Origin of the sequence: Ilyomonas limi (assembly GCF_005233845.1) — a bacterium.
Taxonomy (GTDB): domain Bacteria; phylum Bacteroidota; class Bacteroidia; order Chitinophagales; family Chitinophagaceae; genus Ilyomonas; species Ilyomonas limi.
The window spans coordinates 359304-378402 of record NZ_SZQL01000001.1; the positions used below are offsets into that span (position 1 = coordinate 359304).

The following is a 19099-nucleotide window of genomic DNA, read 5'->3' on the forward strand; positions in this document are numbered from 1 at the left end:
CAATGCTACCAACATAGATTGGGAAGACCTTGCACAGGATGATAACTACATTTATATTGGTGATTTTGGTAACAATGCGCAGGGCAACAGGAACGATCTGAAGATTTATAAGGTTAAAAAATCGGATGTACTGAGTAAGACTTCGGTGCAGGCAACTGTTATCAACTATTCGTATAACGATCAAACCAATTTTACAGCTACCGGCAACAACAATACAAACTTCGATTGTGAAGCATTGATAGCTTACGGCGATAGCTTGTTTTTGTTTAGTAAAGATTGGGTGGATAATAAAACGCGGTTGTATGAGTTGCCTAAAACAGCCGGCACCTATACGACAGTTAAAGTTGGTGAACTGAACGTGCAGGGCTTAATAACCGGAGCTGAAATTATTGCAGATAAAAGAGTAATAGTACTTACCGGATACAGTACATCCGTGTCGCCATTTATTTATCTCTTGTATGATTTTGCCGGCAATCAGTTTTTTGCTGCTAATAAGCGAAAGGTGGGCATTAAGCAAAGCTTCCTGCAGTTAGAAGGCATCTGCGCTACCACCGACACTAGTTTTTCTATAAGCAACGAACGGCTGGAAACAATAATTACTACCAAAGCTAAACTGCAAACACTTAACCTGGCAGCGCTGTTAAACCCTTATTATAGCACACTGCCTGCAGCACAGGTTCCTGTAGTTAACTATACCGTTGTTCATTCTCTTAAGTGAATAGATTACTTTTTTGAAATAGATTTTATAAACGGAAACTAACAGAACAACAGCTTTAACATGCTGTTCAATGTAGCCCCATTGCCGTCTTCTTGTGAAGCCTTACCTGCGATGAGTGCTTCCCTTACGACACTTTTACCAGAGAAAACGTGCCTTTATCAAGCATTGCCTTATGCATGTATATTAGTCCTATGCCTTTCCTACGCACTTTTTAACATCTCCTTTTCCTAATATTGATGATGCCTGTAGAAGTATTATAATGATAGCATGGTCATTGTACTCTACCATATTTAACGCAGTGTATAAACTTTACTTCATCTCTTTGTCAAATGTTTCTTAGGATTATCTCAACACTTGGGCACTCAATAGCCAAATATCTTTCTGTAAAAATATGTGTAGCTTTTTTTGCTCTAGCATGCAGCTTCCATACTTCCCATGCGCAGCCAAGTCCCCTTGCCATCCATGCAGCAAACACTCATAAGGTAAATATTGGTGCTATCAAACCAGCACTTGATACCAGGCTTAGCAATAAGGTTCACGAAACATCCGGTCTGCTCTGGTGGAATAATCAGGTATGGACACATAATGATAGCGGCGGAGAACCGGCATTGTATGCTGTAGATACAACTACCGGAAAAGTTGTTAAAAAAGTGGTAGTTGCCAATGCTACCAACATAGATTGGGAAGACCTTGCACAGGATGATAACTACATTTATATTGGTGATTTTGGTAACAATGCGCAGGGCAACAGGAACGATCTGAAGATTTATAAGGTTAAAAAATCGGATGTAAAAAGTAAAACCAAGGTGGAAGCTACTGTTATTCATTTCTCCTATAACGATCAGACCAGGTTTGCTGCAAGGGGGAGTGAAAATACAAACTTCGACTGCGAAGCTTTTATAGCTTACGGCGACAGCCTGTATTTGTTTAGTAAAGATTGGGTGGATAATAAAACGCGTTTATATAAGCTCCCTAAGACGTCCGGTACCTATACTGCTGTAAATATTGGAGCATTGAATGTGCATGGATTAATAACGGGCGCTACAATTATTGCTGATAAAAGAGTGGTTGTACTTACCGGGTATAATCCGCTAATGATGCCATTCATTTATCTTTTGTATGATTTTACAGGCAATCGTTTTTTTGACGGTGATAAACGAAAGATTAATATAAAGCAACACTTTTTGCAGGTAGAAGGTATTTGCCCGATAACAGATACCAACTTTTATATAAGCAACGAAAGATTCAGGAAATTGATTAACAAACCTGCAATGCTTCAGACAATAAACCTTGCTTCTCTTTTAGATCCTTACTATGCTACGCTATCTTCAAAAGCAATGCCTGTTGCTAAGCAAGAGGCTATTCATTCTTTTAAGAAGAAAGATTTGCCAGAATTGAAGTGAGAAAATGGTAATTATAATAGTAAAAAATGGAGTAATTCCAATTGCCGCAAGTAGCTATGTTCATGTACCAGTCGTTCCTATAGAACGGAGCGGTATATACATTAACTTTATGCTATTCACTAAGCAACCCGAAGGGACAACTGGTGGGTGGATAGCTGCGTTTTGTACCAACAGCTCATCGCTACTATTGGATTTAACCTCTTGAAAAACTTTCTATCCAATGAAGCCTTTAACAAGTGCAATATTGTTCCGGTAATGCATTGCTGTTAGTCAGAAAGAATCATTCATTCGCCATAGACTTTCAGGCCACCTACATACGTAGCAAGCACTTTAGTAGATAAAATACTTGTTGCTGTTGATTGCATCAGGTCTTTATCCAAAATAATAAAATCTGCTTTTTTAGCCGGTTCAATACTGCCTATTTCATTTTCTAAAAAGCCAGCTTTAGCTGCCCAGATGGTCATGCCGCGGATAGCTTGTTCTTTGGTTAACGCATTCTCCATTTGAAAGCCGCCGGGTGGATAGTCTTTTGCATCTACGCGAAACACTGCCGCTAAAAAGGTTTTAAAAGGGCTGATATCTTCTACCGGAAAATCAGTGCCCAGCGGCAGCCAGCCGTTTTGCTGCAGCAATTGTTGAAAAGCATAGCCTTCGCTTTGCAACCGTTCTTTACCCAACCTGTCGGCAGCCCAGTACATATCGCTGGTGGCATGTGTTGGCTGTACCGATGGGACAATAGAAGCTGCACCAAAAAGTTTAAAATCGGTCGGATTAATAATTTGCGCATGTTCTATGCGCCAGCGTTTATCATTTTTGCCATGCAGGTATTTGTTGTAAATAGAAAGTATAACACGATTGGCAGAGTCGCCGATAGCATGGGTACACATCTGGAAATCAGTTGTAGTAAGCATTGCAGCAACAGAATCGAAATGCGATTGCGGGCTTAGCAAAAAGCCATACCAGCCCGGCTTATCATTATAGGGTTGCAGCAAACAAGCGCCGCGGCTACCTAAGGCTCCATCGGCATATACTTTAAAACCTTTTACAAATAGTTTGTCTGTTTGGTAAGGACCACGTTGCAAATAACGGCTATAATTAGCCGGATCATCGCTTAACATAGCATACACCCGCATTGCCAGCTTGCCTGCCTGCTGCAATGAATCGATCAACTGAACAGCATTATACATCAGTCCACAATCCGATACCGTAGTAAGCCCTTGTGCAAAGCAGTTGTGTGCGGCTGCCTGTAACATGGTTTCCATTTCTTCTGCAGAAGGTGCAGGTATTTTTGATGCTACCAGCCCTACGGCATTATCTATTAATATACCTGTAAGTTTACCGTCTTTAGTTTCTATTTCACCGCCTTCAATTTTTTGGTTTGGCTGTATGCCGGCCAGCTCTAATGCCTTTGCATTGGCAAGCGCTGCATGACCATCTATCCTGTCGAGCAATACGGGTGTATTAGGATATAAACGGTTAAGGGTTTCATTGGTTGGAAAAGCCTTACCAGGAAATTTATTCTGGTCCCAACCTCCACCAGTTATCCATTGCCTACCGGGGTGTGCAGCAGCAAATTGCTGCACCCGCGCAACGAGTTCTGCTATGCTTTTTGCATCATACAAATCAACAGAAAAAAGCGATTGGCTATACCCCACAAAATGCGAATGTGCATCTATAAAGCCGGGATAAACAGCCTTACCCTTTACATCTGTTTGCTTTGTAGCAGTATAGTGGTTTAATATATCCTTATTACTTCCAACAGCTATTATTTTACCATCTTTTACAGCAAATGCTTCGGCTTTGGTAAAAGCAATATCTACCGTATATACCACAGCATTGTGTACAATGAGATCTACCCGTTGTACCTGCGAAAAAGCTAAAGTGCAGCAGCACATAATAACAGTTAGTATAAAAAGACGCATGTAATAATTTTTTTGCAAACTTATAGCTTGTACATGCAGCAATAGAAAAATTGCTACTTTTCATCTTTATACTAAATAACTAAAGAAACGTGTAACGAGATAGCGCAGTGCAGCGAAAAGTAATACTACTTTGTGTATTGCAGTGTCTTTGCCGTTCCATTCTTTTTATTATGAAATTACTCACTACATTCTTCTTTATTATTCTTACTCATATTGCATTTGCCCGGCAATATGATGTATGTGTATATGGCGGCACATCTGCCGGTGTAATAGCTGCTTATACGGCTGCTGCAATGGGGAAAAAAGTAATTCTGATAGAACCCGGTAAGCACTTAGGCGGGCTAACTTCGGGCGGATTGGGCTTTACCGATATTGGTAATAAATATGCTATTACCGGGCTGGCAAGAGATTTTTACAGAAGAGTAGGCCAGCATTATGGCAAGTTTGAAACCTGGATATTTGAGCCGCATGTGGCAGAGCAAATTTTTAATGAATATATCAAAGAAGCAAACATTACGGTGTTGTATGATTATCGCATTATTAATGCAACAAAGCAGGCTGGTTTTATACAAAACATTACAGTAGAAAATAGCGCTGCGCAGCTTTCATCTACCAACAAAAATATCACTGCAAAAATGTTTATAGACTGCAGTTACGAAGGCGATTTAATGGCAAAAGCGGGCGTGCAATATACCGTGGGAAGAGAAGACAACAAAGTATATAATGAAACCTGGAATGGCGTGCAGTTATTGGATAAACATCAGTTCCCTGATGGCATTGATCCATATACAATCCCCGGCGATACTGCCAGCGGATTGCTGTGGGGTATTAGTAATAATAAGTTGTTGCCCAATGGCACCGGCAATAAGATGGTACAGGCTTACAATTATCGCATTTGTCTTACCAATAATCCGCAAAATCGTATTCCCATTACTAAACCCGAAGGCTATGATTCCACCTGGTATGAGTTATTGCTCCGGCTAATGCAGGCGCAGCCCGATAAGCGAACACTCAACGATTATATGTTTTTTGGTTTAATGCCCAATGGCAAAACCGACATTAACAACAGAGGAGGTTTTTCTACTGATATGATTGGTATGAATTATAATTATCCCGATGGTGATTATGCTACCAGAGCCAACATTATAAAACAACATGAACTATATACAAAAGGATTGTTTTGGTTTGTTGGAAATGATACACGCGTACCGCAGGAGTTGCGCAATGAAATGCAGCAATGGGGCTATCCCAAAGATGAGTTTGCAGATAACGGTCATTTCACACCGCAGTTGTACATACGCGAAAGCCGCCGTATGATTGGCGATTATGTAATGACGCAAGCCAATTGTGAGAGTCGTGCTACTGTAACCGACGGCGTGGGCATGGCAGCTTATACGATGGACTCACACAACTGTGAGCGCCTGGTGGTAAATGGTATGGTAAAGAACGAAGGTGATGTGCAGAAAGGTGGTTTTGGCCCTTACCCTGTTTCGTACCGTGCACTGATACCCAGGGAAAAAGATTGTAAAAATTTGTATGTGCCGGTATGCCTGAGTGCCAGCCACATTGCGTATGGCTCTATACGCATGGAGCCGGTGTTTATGGTGCTGGCGCAATCGTGCGCTGCGGCTGCTGCTATGGCTATAGATGCGCACCAAACAGTGCAGCAGGTAGATGTGCAGCAACTACAGCAACTGCTTACACAAAACCCGTTAATGAACGGCAGCACACCCGAAGTACTGGCAGATGATAATGATAGTGTGCAGGTAACTATTACGGGCAATTGGATAAAAAAATCAAACGGTGGTTACGGTCCTTCATGGTTGTTTGCTGCACCTGCTAATGCACCGCAAAGTGTACAGTTGAAGCCGCAGATTATTGCGCCGGGTAAGTATGCTTTATATGCGTACATACCTGTGGTGGATAGTGCTGCTACACAAACGCATTATATTATTAATAATGGAACAATAACTAAGGATGTAATTATTTCTCCAAACATTAAAGCAGAAGGACAAACGAGTGGTGAATGGGTATCACTGGGCATTTATACTTTGCCAAAGGGAGCTGCTACAACAGTAACAATTAATACCAAAGATGCAAATGGGTACGTAGTGGCAGATGCGGTGTTGTGCGTGCCGGTGAAGTGAGATGAAAAATCTTTTTGGATGCGGTGAATTATTCAATAATTCACCGCTTTTTTCTAAACTATCGAAGCCTGATAAAATAAATACTGCATGGATTTTGTTTGTTCAACTATTAGAACAATATATTAAGTAGTAACAGATCAGCAGTTATACTGCTATCCAATATTTTAAAATCCAACATTAAAATACCTGATGAAGTTATTTGCCTTTCCCTATTATAACTCATTTCTCCAACCTAATAATTTACTTAGATGAAAATAGCCTTATCAACCGTATTAATTATTTGCCTTCTGCTGTTCAACCATTTACTTTTTGCACAACAGGATACTATTGTTGTACGAAAGAACATTGTCAAATTTAATTTTACAAGCATTGTATTACAACACTATAGTGCTCAGTATGAGCATCTCATTGGCAAGCGCCAATCTTTAGGTATTGGTTTTGGTGTTTCACCAAATGTAAGCATACCTTTTAAGCATACCTTACTTGAAAAATATGGTGGTAGCGATGATACCCGGAGAGCCATTGAAGCTACCAAACTTAATAAGATCAGTATAACACCTGAATATCGCTTTTACTTAGGAAAAAAAGATGCACCTACTGGCTTTTATATTGCTCCATTTGCAAGATATATGCACATGGAAATAGACCAGGATTATTTGCTTACCACTGAAGATAACAGCTTGTATGTAGCTCATGTAAATGGTAAGCTTAATGGTGTTGGAGGCGGCATTCTGTTAGGTGCACAATGGGCATTATCGAAGCATTTTACGTTTGATTGGTTTATAATAGGTCCCTTTATTGGTTCTTTACATTCAAGCATAAAAGGGACAGGTGATATGAGCAATTTATCGGATGATGATAAAGCTTATATTAAGGACGAAATTGAAAGTGTTGACATTCCATTGTGGGATATAAACGCAACTGTCGATAATGATATAGTTGATATCAAAGTAAAAGGTCCTTTTTATGGTGTACGGGCTTTTGGTTTCAACATTGGTTATCGGTTCTAAGTGCAATTCTTAGAATGAAATATTATTAAAAGCCAAAGCCCTGCACAGCAGGGCTTTGGCTTTTAATAAACGCTATTTCAATTCCTGAATTTCAATATCCTTCCATTTCACTTTAATACCACCACCTTCATGTATTTGCAAAGCAATAAATCCTTCACCCTGTCCTATCTTTTCATCTTTAATGTGACACATTTCATGACCATTGAGCCATGTGGTTACTTCATCACCATCTACCTTTAATTTATAGGTATTCCATTCGCCCATTTTCAGGTATTTTTCATCTTCGGGTTTAGGCTGCACCAGCCAGCCTCTGCCATACGATTCATAAATACCGCCCGTATGTTGCCCCTGAGGCGCTACTTCTGCCTGCCAGCCACTAATCTTTACACCTTCGGGTATTTGCGAGCGAAAGAACACGCCGCTGTTGCCATTGGCTTCCTGCTTGAACTGTAAAGTGAGAATAAAGTTTTTATAGTTTTTATCTGTAGATAAATACCCGTACTGCTTATCGGGGCCACTTTCGCAAATAAGTTCGCCATTATCGGCATACCACTTTTCTGTACCATGAACAGTCCAGCCGGTAAGGTCTTTTCCATTAAACAGTTTTTCTTTTTGCTGGCCCATAACAATGGTGCCCATAATCATACATAAACAAAGGAGCAATGCTTTCATTAGAAATTATTTTGACGAATATAGGAAAACAAACATTGCAAATTGTTTTGGCCAATAGCTATCTTAAACAATTGTGTAAAGAAAAAGTAGTATGACTTCAGGTATTGCTAATAGAATAATAAATCTTCCTCATCCTTATAAAAAAACACAGTAAAATTGTAGTAGCAATACTACACGTTGTCATTCAACGTTTTATTTTTGTGTATTTTTAAAAAAATTGAATGAAATAGATTTGATTATTTGAAATATCCTCTTACCTTTATCCCTGTTTTTTAAGGGTTTAGGGTTGAAAAAACTGCCCCTGTCTTCACAGGGGCTTTATTTTTTAATAACCATCACAGACACATTACTTTCTTTAGCTTAATGGTTTAAGCAACTTGTACGCTTGCTAAGTTATTGTTTAAGAAGCAGTTATCAGGTTAATTATTGGGGTAGTGGAAGAATGTTTCTATAACGCAAACACTTGGGTTTTGAGTAATAGCTGGCACCTGAGGCGAAAAAATCAGCACAATAACATCCGGGCAAATTACATAGCTAATAGCAGGTAGTGAGTGCAAACAGCTTTATAATTCTTTTGTTATTTACAACCCACCTGACTGTAAATTGCAGGATGCCGGCACTAAACCAATATTTCCTTACACTTATCGATGGCAGAAAGTTGAGTTATGCTTTGTATGGTCCTATTAATGGCAAACCGGTTTTTTATTTTCATGGTACACCGAGTTCAAGATTAGAGCCCTTATTGCTGAATGTGTATGTCAAAAGTCTGGAGCAATCATTACAGCAGTACAACATTCAGCTGATAGCAGTTGATCGTCCCGGCATAGGGCTTTCCACTTACAATCTGCACAATAGCTTTTCGTCTTTTGCAGGCGATGTGCAGCAGTTAGCAACTCATTTACATATTAGCAGTGCTGGCGTATTAGGATGGTCGGGCGCGGGTCCGTTTGCATTGTCTGTAGCCTTCCATTTTCCAAAGCTGATAACAGCTATATATCTTATTACCACTTTCACCAAAAGCTTCGGCGAGCCGGCTGTTTTTAAAGTAATGCACGCCAACAAATATTACTTTGGTACGGCAAAATATGCTCCATGGTTGTTAAGAGCCATCATGAATATCGTGAGCAAAAAACCGGCAAGAAAACCGATGCCCAAGTGGTTATCAGGCTTACCCAAAGTAGATTATGATTGCATGAATACACCGGAATGTATTCAACACCTGAGTGCGGTTACTATATGCGAATCGTGCATTACCGGCAGCAGAGGCTCGGTGCAGGAAGCTTCGTTGTATTTCAATCCTACGGGTTATGATATTGCACAAATACAACAACCCATTCACTTCTGGTGGGGAACGGCAGATAATGTAGTACCTATTATTCATGCGAAAGCAATTGCAGAACATGTGCCCAATGCGAACATACATTACAAACAAGATGAAGGACATCTGTCCATTTACATCCATTACTTTGAAGAGGTGCTGGCAGCCATAGCAAAGCAGTAAACGATTTAGCTGCCTGGCATAAGCTATTTCTTTTTATATACCCGCACATAATCTACATACATCTTCGCCGGTAGCTTACTGTCATCAATGGTTTGCCCCGGCCAATCGCCGCCCAGTGCAAAATTGAGCAGGATAAAAAATGGTTGATGAAACTCGGTGGTACTATTTACGCCGTTAGCAATATTCACCTCGTGAAACTTTGTTTTATCTATATACCAGCGGATGGAAGCAGCATCCCACTCCACAGCATATACATGGTAAGCAGATGGGGTAGAAGCAATGGTATCGCCCTTTTGTACATGGCCGTTATTATCCCAGTGCAGCGTACCGTACATGAGGCTATCTGCATTAATATGCTCCATAATATCGGTTTCGCCGCAGGCAGGCCAGCCAACAGTTTCAACGTTAGAACCTAACATCCAGAACGCCGGCCAAAAGCCTTGTGCCACGGGTATTTTAATACGCGCTTCTACCCTGCCATACATAAATTCGTGCTTACCCTGCGTAGTCATTCTGGAGGAAGTATAATGGTTAGATCCTACATCTTCTTTTTTGCCGGTTATTACGAGATTACCATCACTTACGGTAGCATTATCAGCCTGGTAATACTCTTGCTCATGGTTGCCCCAGCCTTGCCCGCCAACCTCAAAGTTCCAACTGGTAGTATCCACCGCATTGCCATTAAATTCATCAGACCATGCCAACTGGTAGCCCGGAATGTTACTGACAGATGTAGTAGTTTTTGATAGGCTTTTGCAGGAAACAATGAAAAGAAAAGAAAGAAAGATGGCAAGTTGAAAGTAATCAATTGAAGGTTTTTTCATGATGATAAATAATTAGTGGATAATAGTGCAGTAGTACAAACCGGCTCAGCTAAACAAGATAAAGATAATCCGTAAAGTAGTAAGTAGTTAACCAGGCATTTCTCTTTGCAACCAATTACCCAGCAACGAAAAAGCAACAGATGTGAAGAGGCATATAGCTGCCAGCATCCACCACACCATATTGTAGCCATTATCTTCTGCTAACTGGCTGCCAAAAATGGGTGCTGTAATTTGTGCAATGCTCCACGCCATCGCATATATGGCAGCATATTGCCCGCGGTTGGCTTCGGTAGTGCGGCTTATCCAAAAAGAATTCATAAACGGCATGGCAAATATTTCGCCCAGCGTAATAATAAACATAGATAACACTGCCGTCCATGCTGTAGGTGGCAACAGGTTAAGTGCGGCATAAGCAACGCCTATGAGGAACACGCCTGCACGGATAAAAGTAATTAATGGTTTGGTGCCTTCGAGCGAGTACACCAATATCATTTCGATAAGCACAATGATGACACCATTGAGTGCCATGAGGATGCCTATAAATTGCTCATTAAAATGCCATTCTGATTTGTAGAAAACCGGTAGAATGGTAAATATGTGAAAGAAACTATAAGCCAGTAAAATAGTTAATGCAATAAACACGAGATACACTTTATCTCTGTAAGCGGGCTTAAGAATAATGGGTTCCTTCGTGTTGTTATTCCTCGAGCCGCTCTTTACATAAGGCAACAGCTTAAGCAGTAAAAATGCGGCTGCGATATTGGTACAGCCATCTACCCAAAACAGCAAATGATAATTGGCCGAAGCAAGAAATCCACCCAAAGCGCCGCCTACTGCCCAGCCTAAATTAATAGCCAGCCGGTTGAGCGAAAACGACCTTGTTACATTCTCAGGACTGCTGTAAAAAGCCACTGCGGTTGCATTGGCAGGGCGGAACGATTCGTTGCAAACCGAGAGTATAAAGGTGCCGATGCACAGTGAGAGGTATGTGTGCAGGTAGCCGGTAATGATAAACATAATACCACCTAGCAATAGTGCTGCAACCTGCTGCGGATAAAAGCCAAATTTATCGGTGATTCTGCCGCCGATAAAAGCACCCACAATAGCACCAAAGCCAAACAAACCCATTACAAAACCTGCCTGCGTAAGACTGAAGTGCAGTGCCTGTGTGCAGTAGATGGTCATAAAAGGTATCACCATCGTTCCGCTACGGTTAATAAGCATCACTGCCGATAAATACCAGGTGTGCAGCGATAAGCCGGTATAAGCGTTTTTATATAATCGGAGCGTTGCAGTAAGCATAGTTGGACTACGAAATTAAATGAAAAGTATTGCTGCCACAGAGATTGTGATATATGGCTGTAAGGGCTTTAAAACTAATAGATATTTTTGTGGAACGAACCGAATGCTACAATTAAGCAGTTGGTGTAGGCTATGATGATATAAGTGCCATCACTCCCGTAAATATTTGTACGTGCCTGAGTTTTTAAGTGGGTACGTTAGTTTTAAACCACAGCATAAAAGAAGTTTGATAACAGAGGAGCACAGCGATAGCTTATATCAGTTTAATTAAAAAAACATCAGGCAATATCATGATTTAAAATAGGTGCCAATGCTTTCTTTACAGCCGGTGCTACTACTGTTCCAAACAACTCGATGGAACGCATCATTTGTTGGTGCGGCATAGTGCCTACACTCATTTGCGCAAGAAAGCGCGTGTGCCCAAACAATTCATGCTCGTATAATATTTTATCAATCACCTGCTGGGGGCTGCCAACGAGCAACGAGCCCTGCTCACTGCGCATATAATCAAATTGTTGCCGCGTGGTAGGCGGCCAGCCGCGCTCTTTACCAATCCTGCTCATCATTTGTGCATACGAAGGAAAAAACAGGTCGGCTGCCTGCTGCGAAGTATTGGCAATAAAGGTATGTGAGTTGATGCCCAACTGAAGTTTGGAGCTATCATGTCCTGATTTTGCATACGCATCGCGGTACAACTTTGTATGTGGCGCAAAATGCCTTGGGCTGCCGCCAATGATAGCCAATGCCATTGGCAGCCCCAGCGTGCCTGCGCGTACAATGGACTCTGGTGTGCCGCCTACTGCAATCCAAATAGGAATCTTATCTTGGTAAGGTCTTGGATAAATACCGAGGTTATTGATGGGTGAGCGGTGCTTGCCTTTCCAGGTAACAAATTCACCTTCGTTGAGTTGCATGAGTAATTCCAGCTTTTCGGCAAACAAGGTGTCGTAATCCTTCAGGTCATAGCCAAACAAGGGAAACGATTCAATAAACGAACCTCTGCCTGCCATTATCTCTGCTCGTCCACCCGAAATCAGATCAACTGTTGCAAACTGTTGGAATACCCGCACCGGATCATCGGAACTTAATACGGTAACGGCGCTGCTGAGTTTTATCTTTTTGGTTTTTTCAGCGGCAGCACCCAATACTACCGCGGGCGCCGATATTAAGTATTCTGCACGATGATGCTCGCCCACAGCAAACACATCCAATCCTAATTCATCTGCCAGTGCTATTTCTTCCATCAGGTTGCGCATCCGCTGGTAGCCGCTTATTTGTTCGCCGGTCACTGCATCAGGCGTTACTTCCACGAATGTATAAATACCTAATTGCATACTTAAAAATTGTATTTGAAATTTGCTAAAACAAGTTCAGCATACACCATAAACAATGCCGGGAGTTATACAACATCCATCAGCAATCATTCTATACAATATCATGTAAAAGGTTCCAAATTTTAAAGAGTTTGGAACCTTTTACATGATATAGAAGCCTCTTCATGCACTTTCATTCCTTTTCATGTCTTAGTAGTTTAAGAAATGGTACAAGCAGTTTTACTGCCTTCTATCCACCATACAACTTCTCCTCCAAAAATGCATTCCTGAACTTTCCCTGTGGATCATATCTGGCAACTAATTGTTTAAAATCAGCCAGCTTTTCATACCGGGAATCTAACACATCTGCAGGCATGGTAAAGAGCTTACCCCAGTGCGGTTTGGCATTAAAAGGCGCTAATGCTTTTTCTATCTGCGGCAGCAATTTGCTCACTGCATCCCACTCCTGTTTCCAGGTGAAGTGGAGCGTAACTGAGTCCTGCTGGTAGCAGGGACTCATCCACAAATCATCTGCAGCAATGGTGCGTATTTCGGAGATAAACAGGTGCGGGCTGATAGCTTTACCCAATTGTTGTATAGCCATAATCGCCTCCGTTGCATGTTGGTGCGGAACAAAATATTCGCTTTGCAATTCTTTACCGCTGCTGGGCGTAAAGCCCATTTTAAAATGTGGCAAACGCTCGTACCACGCGCCCGGCACGCCCATTTGCTCAGTGCAGTTTTCGGCAGATAAAGCTATTATCGGGTGTACATTTTTAGTAGCAGGTATTGCACCAAAAAAGTCCGCTTTCGCACTGCTGTTTGCAGCATCATCCACCCGGCTTTTAATCCACACTTCATTGATGCTGTCTGTTGTCCAATCGGTAAACAAGCTTACACTATAACCCGCGCCTACAATGGCATCAAAATGCTGTTGCAGTTGTTGCATGGGGAGGTTTTCATATACATATTGCCGCATCATAAATGCAGGCTGTATAGCAAGCGTTACCTTGGTTATTACGCCCAACGCACCAAGCCCCACTACGGCTGCATTAAAAATATCTCCATCCTTTTTTGAAAGATGCACTATACTGCCATCTGCCAGTACCATTTCCAACCCGCTTACTGCAGTAGAAAGGTTGCCATTCTTTACGCCCGAGCCATGCGTAGCAGTAGTAATAGCGCCGGCAACAGAAATATGCGGCAGCGATGCCAGGTTGTGCAAGGCAAAACCCTGATCGTTCAGCCAGGGACTTAACTCGCCGTATTTAATGCCTGCTTCCACTGTTACGGTATGTGCATCTTTATCAAGCGATAGTATTTTATTCATCTTTCGCGATGAAATAAATAAGTGCTTACTATCTGCAATCCGGTTAAAACAATGCTTTGTACCCAGCACCTTCAGCTTGCTGTGTGCTGTTACGGCCTGCTGCACTGCTGCTACCGATTCGGGGTAACTTATGTTGTTGGTGCTGTATTCAATATTGCCCGACCAATTCATCAGTGTTTCATCCTGTGCAAAATCTTTTATGGGCAAAATAAGTGGTGCTGCCATCAGTGTAGAAGATAATTTTATAAATGTTCGTTTGTTCATAAACAGGGTACTAAAGTAGTTTGTAAATTGGGTAATGTTGTTGGTTTTTATTTAGAAGCTATTTAAAATTATCATGTTGAAAGTTAGTCGTCATGCCGGGGAACCGAGGCATTTTTACATTCCGGGCTCGTCATCGTTGCAACGTTTATCAGTGTGAGTGCCCGCCTCCCCTTAGTCGAAATTACGAAGCATGAATGTAAAAACTAAACATTGTAAACAACACCGTATTGCGATGATAAAGATATTGCTTTACCTGCTGATATTCATTTCAGCTTATCAATACAATATTTACTACTCTTTATATCACTACTATAATGCTGAGGCAATATGCTTATGAAATTGCAACAACCAATTTCTGTGAATTTTTTGCGGTGAACGATATTTTATTACATTGCCTGCAAATTAAACGCTGCTTCTTGTCTGCCGATATGATTGCTGGTTTGAAATCAGGGGATTCATTCATCTTCGAAGAATTGTTTCATACACATTATGAAATGGTATATCGCTACGTGCTCAAAAAAACAAAATGCGAATACATAGCAGAAGAAACCACGCAGCTCACTTTTATCAAGCTGTGGCAATACCGCAAAAGTCTTAATGAAGCAATTACTTTCGAAACGCAACTGTTTCGCATTGTTAGAACTACCATAATAGATCTGCTGAAGAAGCAACAAACGCAAAGCAAGCTTGCTGCTAATGCCGATAATAATCCGGTATCGTTTACAAACACTGTATGGGAATCAGTAACCGCGCAAGAGCTAAAAGGACGCCTGATGCTCCGTATGGAAGCCATGCCGGCAGTAAGAAAAAAAGTATTTCAAATGAGCCGTTTGCAGGACAGAAGTAATAAGGAAATAGCAGCCGAGCTCTCCATATCCGTGAAAGCAGTAGAGTTTCATATTACCAAAGCACTCAAATACCTGAAGCAAATTCTTACATTGCTTACCACTTTATGCTTTCATTTATTTTAATTCCGGTTTCAACCAGGCGGACAAAGTTCTTTTTCGGTAACCATCTGACAACTGTTGTCTCTGGCAGTACTAACGTTTTATAGGAAAATGACAACGCTGTAGCCAGCGTATTTCTTGAGCGGACAATTTATCAATGCTGGTCTGTCTAATTTTAAACACTGCAATGCTCATTGTCCAATAAGAAGAAAAAGTGGAGAAAAAATCCATTAAATAGAAGCAGCCATTGCCGGATCACTGATGCTGTGTTTGCCTGTTTCTACCCTGCCTGCAAAGCGGCGTAAATATCCTTCTCCCGCTTTCACAGAGAAATCGTACCAGTTGCCGCTCCTCGCCAGCAGCCAGCTCTTTTTTATTATTTTTCCGGGAGCGAGCTGAGCTGACCAGGGACCGCCGTATTCGTACACACCAGATTCAATTGTTGCAGCTATTGCCCCATTATTTTGATTATGTATTGTAACGGATATGCCCGCTTTGCTATGGTCGTACTGAATGGTAATTTCCGGCTCCTGCAATTGAGCATTTCCTGAAAATTTTTGAAAATAACCATTTGCTCCAAACACTTCCAGATCATACTTACCACCGTTTTCTGCCAGGTTCCAGGTATCGTCAAGCCATTTACCGGCTTCTATGGTATAACGCCTGGGAATACGGTCGAGGTGATACATATCGTACACATGATATACGGCACCGGCTTTTCCTTTATTTTCAAATTGAAGCCTGATTGTATTGTCCTGTTTTATTATCAGCGAATGGGTGTATAAACGGTAAGGAAGCGCTCTTGAAAAACGGCTTCCTTTTTCCTGGTAAAGCGGTGCAGGCGTTTGCGGAGCTTTTGCTTTCGGCAACTGTTTAGAAGCAGCATCAATCGAAGCATAGTTGGATGTATCTGGCATTGGGGGAAATACAGGATCATTTGGATGTTCAAAGTCAAAGGCAGTAGTAAGATCGCTGCTGACTGCCCGGTGCCACGGACTGATGGCAGGTACAGTAACGCCAAAACGCTTTTCGATAAACTGCGCCACCGAAGTATGATCGGCTACCTGCGAATCAACCCAGCCACCTTTGCTCCAGGGCGAAATAATGTACATAGGAACACGCGGTCCCATTCCCCAGGGACGTATATCTCCGCTGATAGTATCCCGCTTATCGAGGTAGTCTCTTTTTGAAGCACTTTTATCGTTGTGAAAATACATGCCGGCCAGCTCAACTGTTGACTTTCCGGCAAGCGTACCATCTGTGTTATACGATGGCACTGCCGGTGCCGGAATATGATCAAAAAGTCCATCATTTTCATCGAAGGTCAGGAAGAAAACAGTTTTACTCCAAACTTCAGGATTGGAGGTAATTGCCGCTAACACCTGATGGGTAAAATTACTGCCACGATATGGGCTGGAAGGTGCACCCGGATGTTCCGAATCATTTTGAGAAGGCAATACCCAACTTACCTGTGGCAATGTATTATTTTTTACATCATTTGCCAGGTGCTCCAAAGACCAATGGCTCATTCCGTTTTTGTAAATGGCAGTATCTGGTTTTGCTGTACGGAAACTCTCAAATGCCAGGCAGCCATGCATAGCGCCGGTCCAGTTATCGTTTGGATTCTGGTAAATACGCCAGCTAATGCCGGCAGCTTCCAAAACATCGGGTATGGTTGCCCATTTAAACGAATTTCCTGCGTATGTATAACCCGGATCGGGGAGTTTGCCTTCTATCCAGCATCTAAGATTTACAGGCTCCGAGTCTTCATCGGTGCAGTTAATGCCGGCTGCCCGTTTTGCAGGATTAAAATTAGATCCTGAAAAAAATACAATTCTGTTGGGGTCTGTGCCGGAAGCTACCGAACAATGATAAGCATCACAAATAGTAAATGCCTCTGCAAGCGCGTATTGAAATGGTATCTCCTCTCTTGTGTAATACGCCATCGAATAAGGTGTCTTAAATTTAGGCCAGAAGCCATATTTTCCCTGGTTCCAGGCAGCCTGCGTATCCGGAAAATCGTGCGGGGTGCCATTAATGAGTGCGGCATTCGATGTTTTTCGATGGGCACGATAAGGAGCGATAATTTTTTCTCCACCTGACTGATAAAAAGCCCGCTCTCCACTTTCCAGCGGAATGGGAAAGCGATCACCATAACCACGAACGCCTTTCATCGTTCCAAAATAATGGTCGAAGGAGCGGTTCTCCTGCATGAGTATAACAATGTGCTTTACATCCTCGATAGACCTGGTAGCATTATGTGCATCTACCGCCAAAGCCTTTTCGATCAATGAGGGCCATATAAGCGATGCAATACCGGCTCCAGAAGACATTTTAATGAACTTTCGCCTGTTTAAATAACTCATGAATAACTATGTTTTGATTTATTCCGCTCCGCTTAAAAAGAAAATCGCTATAATTATTGAAGCAACTCCGGCTAAAATTAAATAAATTATTTTTTTACCCACTTAGGGTTGCTTTACTTTCAAACGTATAACTATATAATACATTCACATTGCATGATAACAAAGGAACTGTTTAGCAGGTTTTTGCAAGGCGAATGTACAGAAGAAGAGCGCAGGCTGGTGGCTGGCTATTTAGAGGAGCATCCCGAAGCACTTGAACAACTGATGCCTGAAGAAGAATTTAGGAACACTGAAACGGAAGGCGAACTTACGCCCGAAGTAAAGGAAAGAATTGTAAAAAAAGTAAGCAGCAAAACATTTGGTGCTGCAAGCATGTATCAGATTAGCAAACGATGGCTGGTTGCTGCATCTTTTATCTTACTGGTAGTCCTGGCGTGGAAGTTTATTATCAGGGATAATAGCCATTCGCCTGCAATCAGTAAACAAGCCATTCATCAGGATACTGTATGGAAGCAATTTGCTGCTGCAGCAACAGGCTTGCGTGTTGTATTGCCGGATAGTTCTTTGATAGAATTATCGCCCAACAGCACCATACAATACAATAACCTTTTTCAGGTGAATGGAAAACGCATGGTTTACCTGAGTGGAGAAGCTTATTTTAAAGTAGCAAAAGATAAAACAAAACCATTCATTGTTTATACCGGAGCTATTACTACTACGGCATTGGGCACTTCGTTTACCATACATGCTTATGACAATCGCAACATCATCAGCGTGTTTTTGCATACAGGAAAGGTGGTTGTACAATCAGCCGATTCGGTTAATAAAAAACTGGTAAAAGATATGTACCTGCTGCCCGGTGATGAATTGTTTTATAACAAACAAACATACGTAGCCAGCGTTCATTCGCATAATGATAAAAAGCGGAATCTGGCCAAGAAAAACAGAGCTGAAAAGGAAATGGTGTATAAACCGGACTGGTATAAATTTAATGACCAGCAATTAGGCGAAGTGCTCGACCAGTTGAGCTTTTATTACCAGGTGAATATTGATTATAACGAAGCTGATATCAACAACTGTTATATTACCGCACAATTCAGCAACAGCGATTCGCTGGATGCTATATTGCATGATATTGCATTGCTTAACCATTTAACGATTGATAAAAAGAATGACCAATATATTATCAGAAAAGCAAAACAGTAATACTATTTTAAGTAATCGGACGCAGTTCGTTTAAATGGCGAATAACACATAGCCCAGGGTGGAACTTGGGGTTAACAAGAGCTGATACTGTCCAATTACTTACAACAATAAAGCTTAACAAACAGATTGCTTAAGTGTCATCAGGGTGCATAGTACAACACATCCCGATGCTGT

General features: G+C 41.6%; 14 protein-coding genes. 7 read left to right on the forward strand and 7 right to left on the reverse strand.

Annotated features, from left to right (window positions below):
- Positions 1-718: T9SS C-terminal target domain-containing protein (locus tag FC093_RS01500; protein ID WP_170970959.1), on the forward strand; the 718-nt coding region annotated here is incomplete at its 5' end.
- A gap of 329 nt (positions 719-1047) precedes the next feature.
- Positions 1048-2121 carry a T9SS C-terminal target domain-containing protein gene (locus tag FC093_RS01505; protein WP_137259965.1) on the forward strand — a complete coding sequence of 358 codons (1074 nt, stop codon included), beginning with the start codon at positions 1048-1050 and terminating at the stop codon, positions 2119-2121.
- A gap of 284 nt (positions 2122-2405) precedes the next feature.
- On the opposite strand, the gene FC093_RS01510 is transcribed toward FC093_RS01505, so the two are convergent.
- Positions 2406-4043, reverse strand: coding sequence for an amidohydrolase (locus tag FC093_RS01510; protein ID WP_137259966.1), 1638 nt, complete (start codon positions 4041-4043; stop codon positions 2406-2408).
- Between the two features lie 170 nt (positions 4044-4213).
- On the opposite strand from FC093_RS01510, the gene FC093_RS01515 reads away from it, so the two are divergent.
- Together FC093_RS01515 and FC093_RS01520 are read left to right on the forward strand one after the other, a co-directional pair.
- Positions 4214-6190, forward strand: a complete 1977-nt coding sequence (locus tag FC093_RS01515) for an FAD-dependent oxidoreductase (RefSeq protein ID WP_137259967.1) — start codon at positions 4214-4216, stop codon at positions 6188-6190.
- A 248-nt stretch (positions 6191-6438) separates the two neighbouring features.
- Positions 6439-7200 carry a DUF3575 domain-containing protein gene (locus FC093_RS01520; RefSeq protein ID WP_137259968.1) on the forward strand — a complete coding sequence of 254 codons (762 nt, stop codon included), beginning with the start codon at positions 6439-6441 and terminating at the stop codon, positions 7198-7200.
- A gap of 72 nt (positions 7201-7272) precedes the next feature.
- On the opposite strand, the gene FC093_RS01525 is transcribed toward FC093_RS01520, so the two are convergent.
- Positions 7273-7872: a 3-keto-disaccharide hydrolase gene (locus tag FC093_RS01525; protein ID WP_137259969.1), complete on the reverse strand. Its 600-nt coding sequence runs from the start codon at positions 7870-7872 to the stop codon at positions 7273-7275.
- A gap of 610 nt (positions 7873-8482) precedes the next feature.
- On the opposite strand from FC093_RS01525, the gene FC093_RS01530 reads away from it, so the two are divergent.
- Positions 8483-9373 carry an alpha/beta fold hydrolase gene (locus FC093_RS01530; protein ID WP_137259970.1) on the forward strand — a complete coding sequence of 297 codons (891 nt, stop codon included), beginning with the start codon at positions 8483-8485 and terminating at the stop codon, positions 9371-9373.
- Positions 9374-9396: 23 nt separating this feature from the next.
- On the opposite strand, the gene FC093_RS01535 is transcribed toward FC093_RS01530, so the two are convergent.
- The 4 genes from FC093_RS01535 to FC093_RS01550 all read right to left on the reverse strand — a co-directional run bounded on the left by FC093_RS01535 (position 9397) and on the right by FC093_RS01550 (position 14406).
- On the reverse strand, positions 9397-10197 hold the full coding sequence (locus tag FC093_RS01535; protein ID WP_137259971.1) for a glycoside hydrolase family 16 protein: 801 nt from the start codon (positions 10195-10197) through the stop codon (positions 9397-9399).
- Between the two features lie 87 nt (positions 10198-10284).
- On the reverse strand, positions 10285-11499 hold the full coding sequence (locus FC093_RS01540) for an MDR family MFS transporter (RefSeq protein ID WP_137259972.1): 1215 nt from the start codon (positions 11497-11499) through the stop codon (positions 10285-10287).
- Between the two features lie 278 nt (positions 11500-11777).
- Positions 11778-12833 (reverse strand): LLM class flavin-dependent oxidoreductase, encoded by a 1056-nt coding sequence (locus FC093_RS01545; protein ID WP_137259973.1) that lies wholly within the window; start codon positions 12831-12833, stop codon positions 11778-11780.
- A gap of 229 nt (positions 12834-13062) precedes the next feature.
- Positions 13063-14406: an FAD-binding protein gene (locus tag FC093_RS01550; protein WP_137259974.1), complete on the reverse strand. Its 1344-nt coding sequence runs from the start codon at positions 14404-14406 to the stop codon at positions 13063-13065.
- 314 nt (positions 14407-14720) lie between these two features.
- Between FC093_RS01550 and FC093_RS01555 the strand changes: the two genes are divergently transcribed.
- The gene (locus FC093_RS01555) at positions 14721-15377 is read left to right on the forward strand and encodes an RNA polymerase sigma factor (protein ID WP_137259975.1); all 657 of its coding nucleotides are present in this window, start codon (positions 14721-14723) and stop codon (positions 15375-15377) included.
- Between the two features lie 206 nt (positions 15378-15583).
- On the opposite strand, the gene FC093_RS01560 is transcribed toward FC093_RS01555, so the two are convergent.
- A complete protein-coding gene (locus FC093_RS01560) occupies positions 15584-17719 on the reverse strand; it encodes a phosphocholine-specific phospholipase C (protein ID WP_137259976.1) in 2136 nt (711 codons plus the stop codon).
- A gap of 153 nt (positions 17720-17872) precedes the next feature.
- On the opposite strand from FC093_RS01560, the gene FC093_RS01565 reads away from it, so the two are divergent.
- Positions 17873-18925, forward strand: a complete 1053-nt coding sequence (locus FC093_RS01565; protein ID WP_137259977.1) for a FecR family protein — start codon at positions 17873-17875, stop codon at positions 18923-18925.
- Positions 18926-19099: the final 174 nt, after the last annotated feature.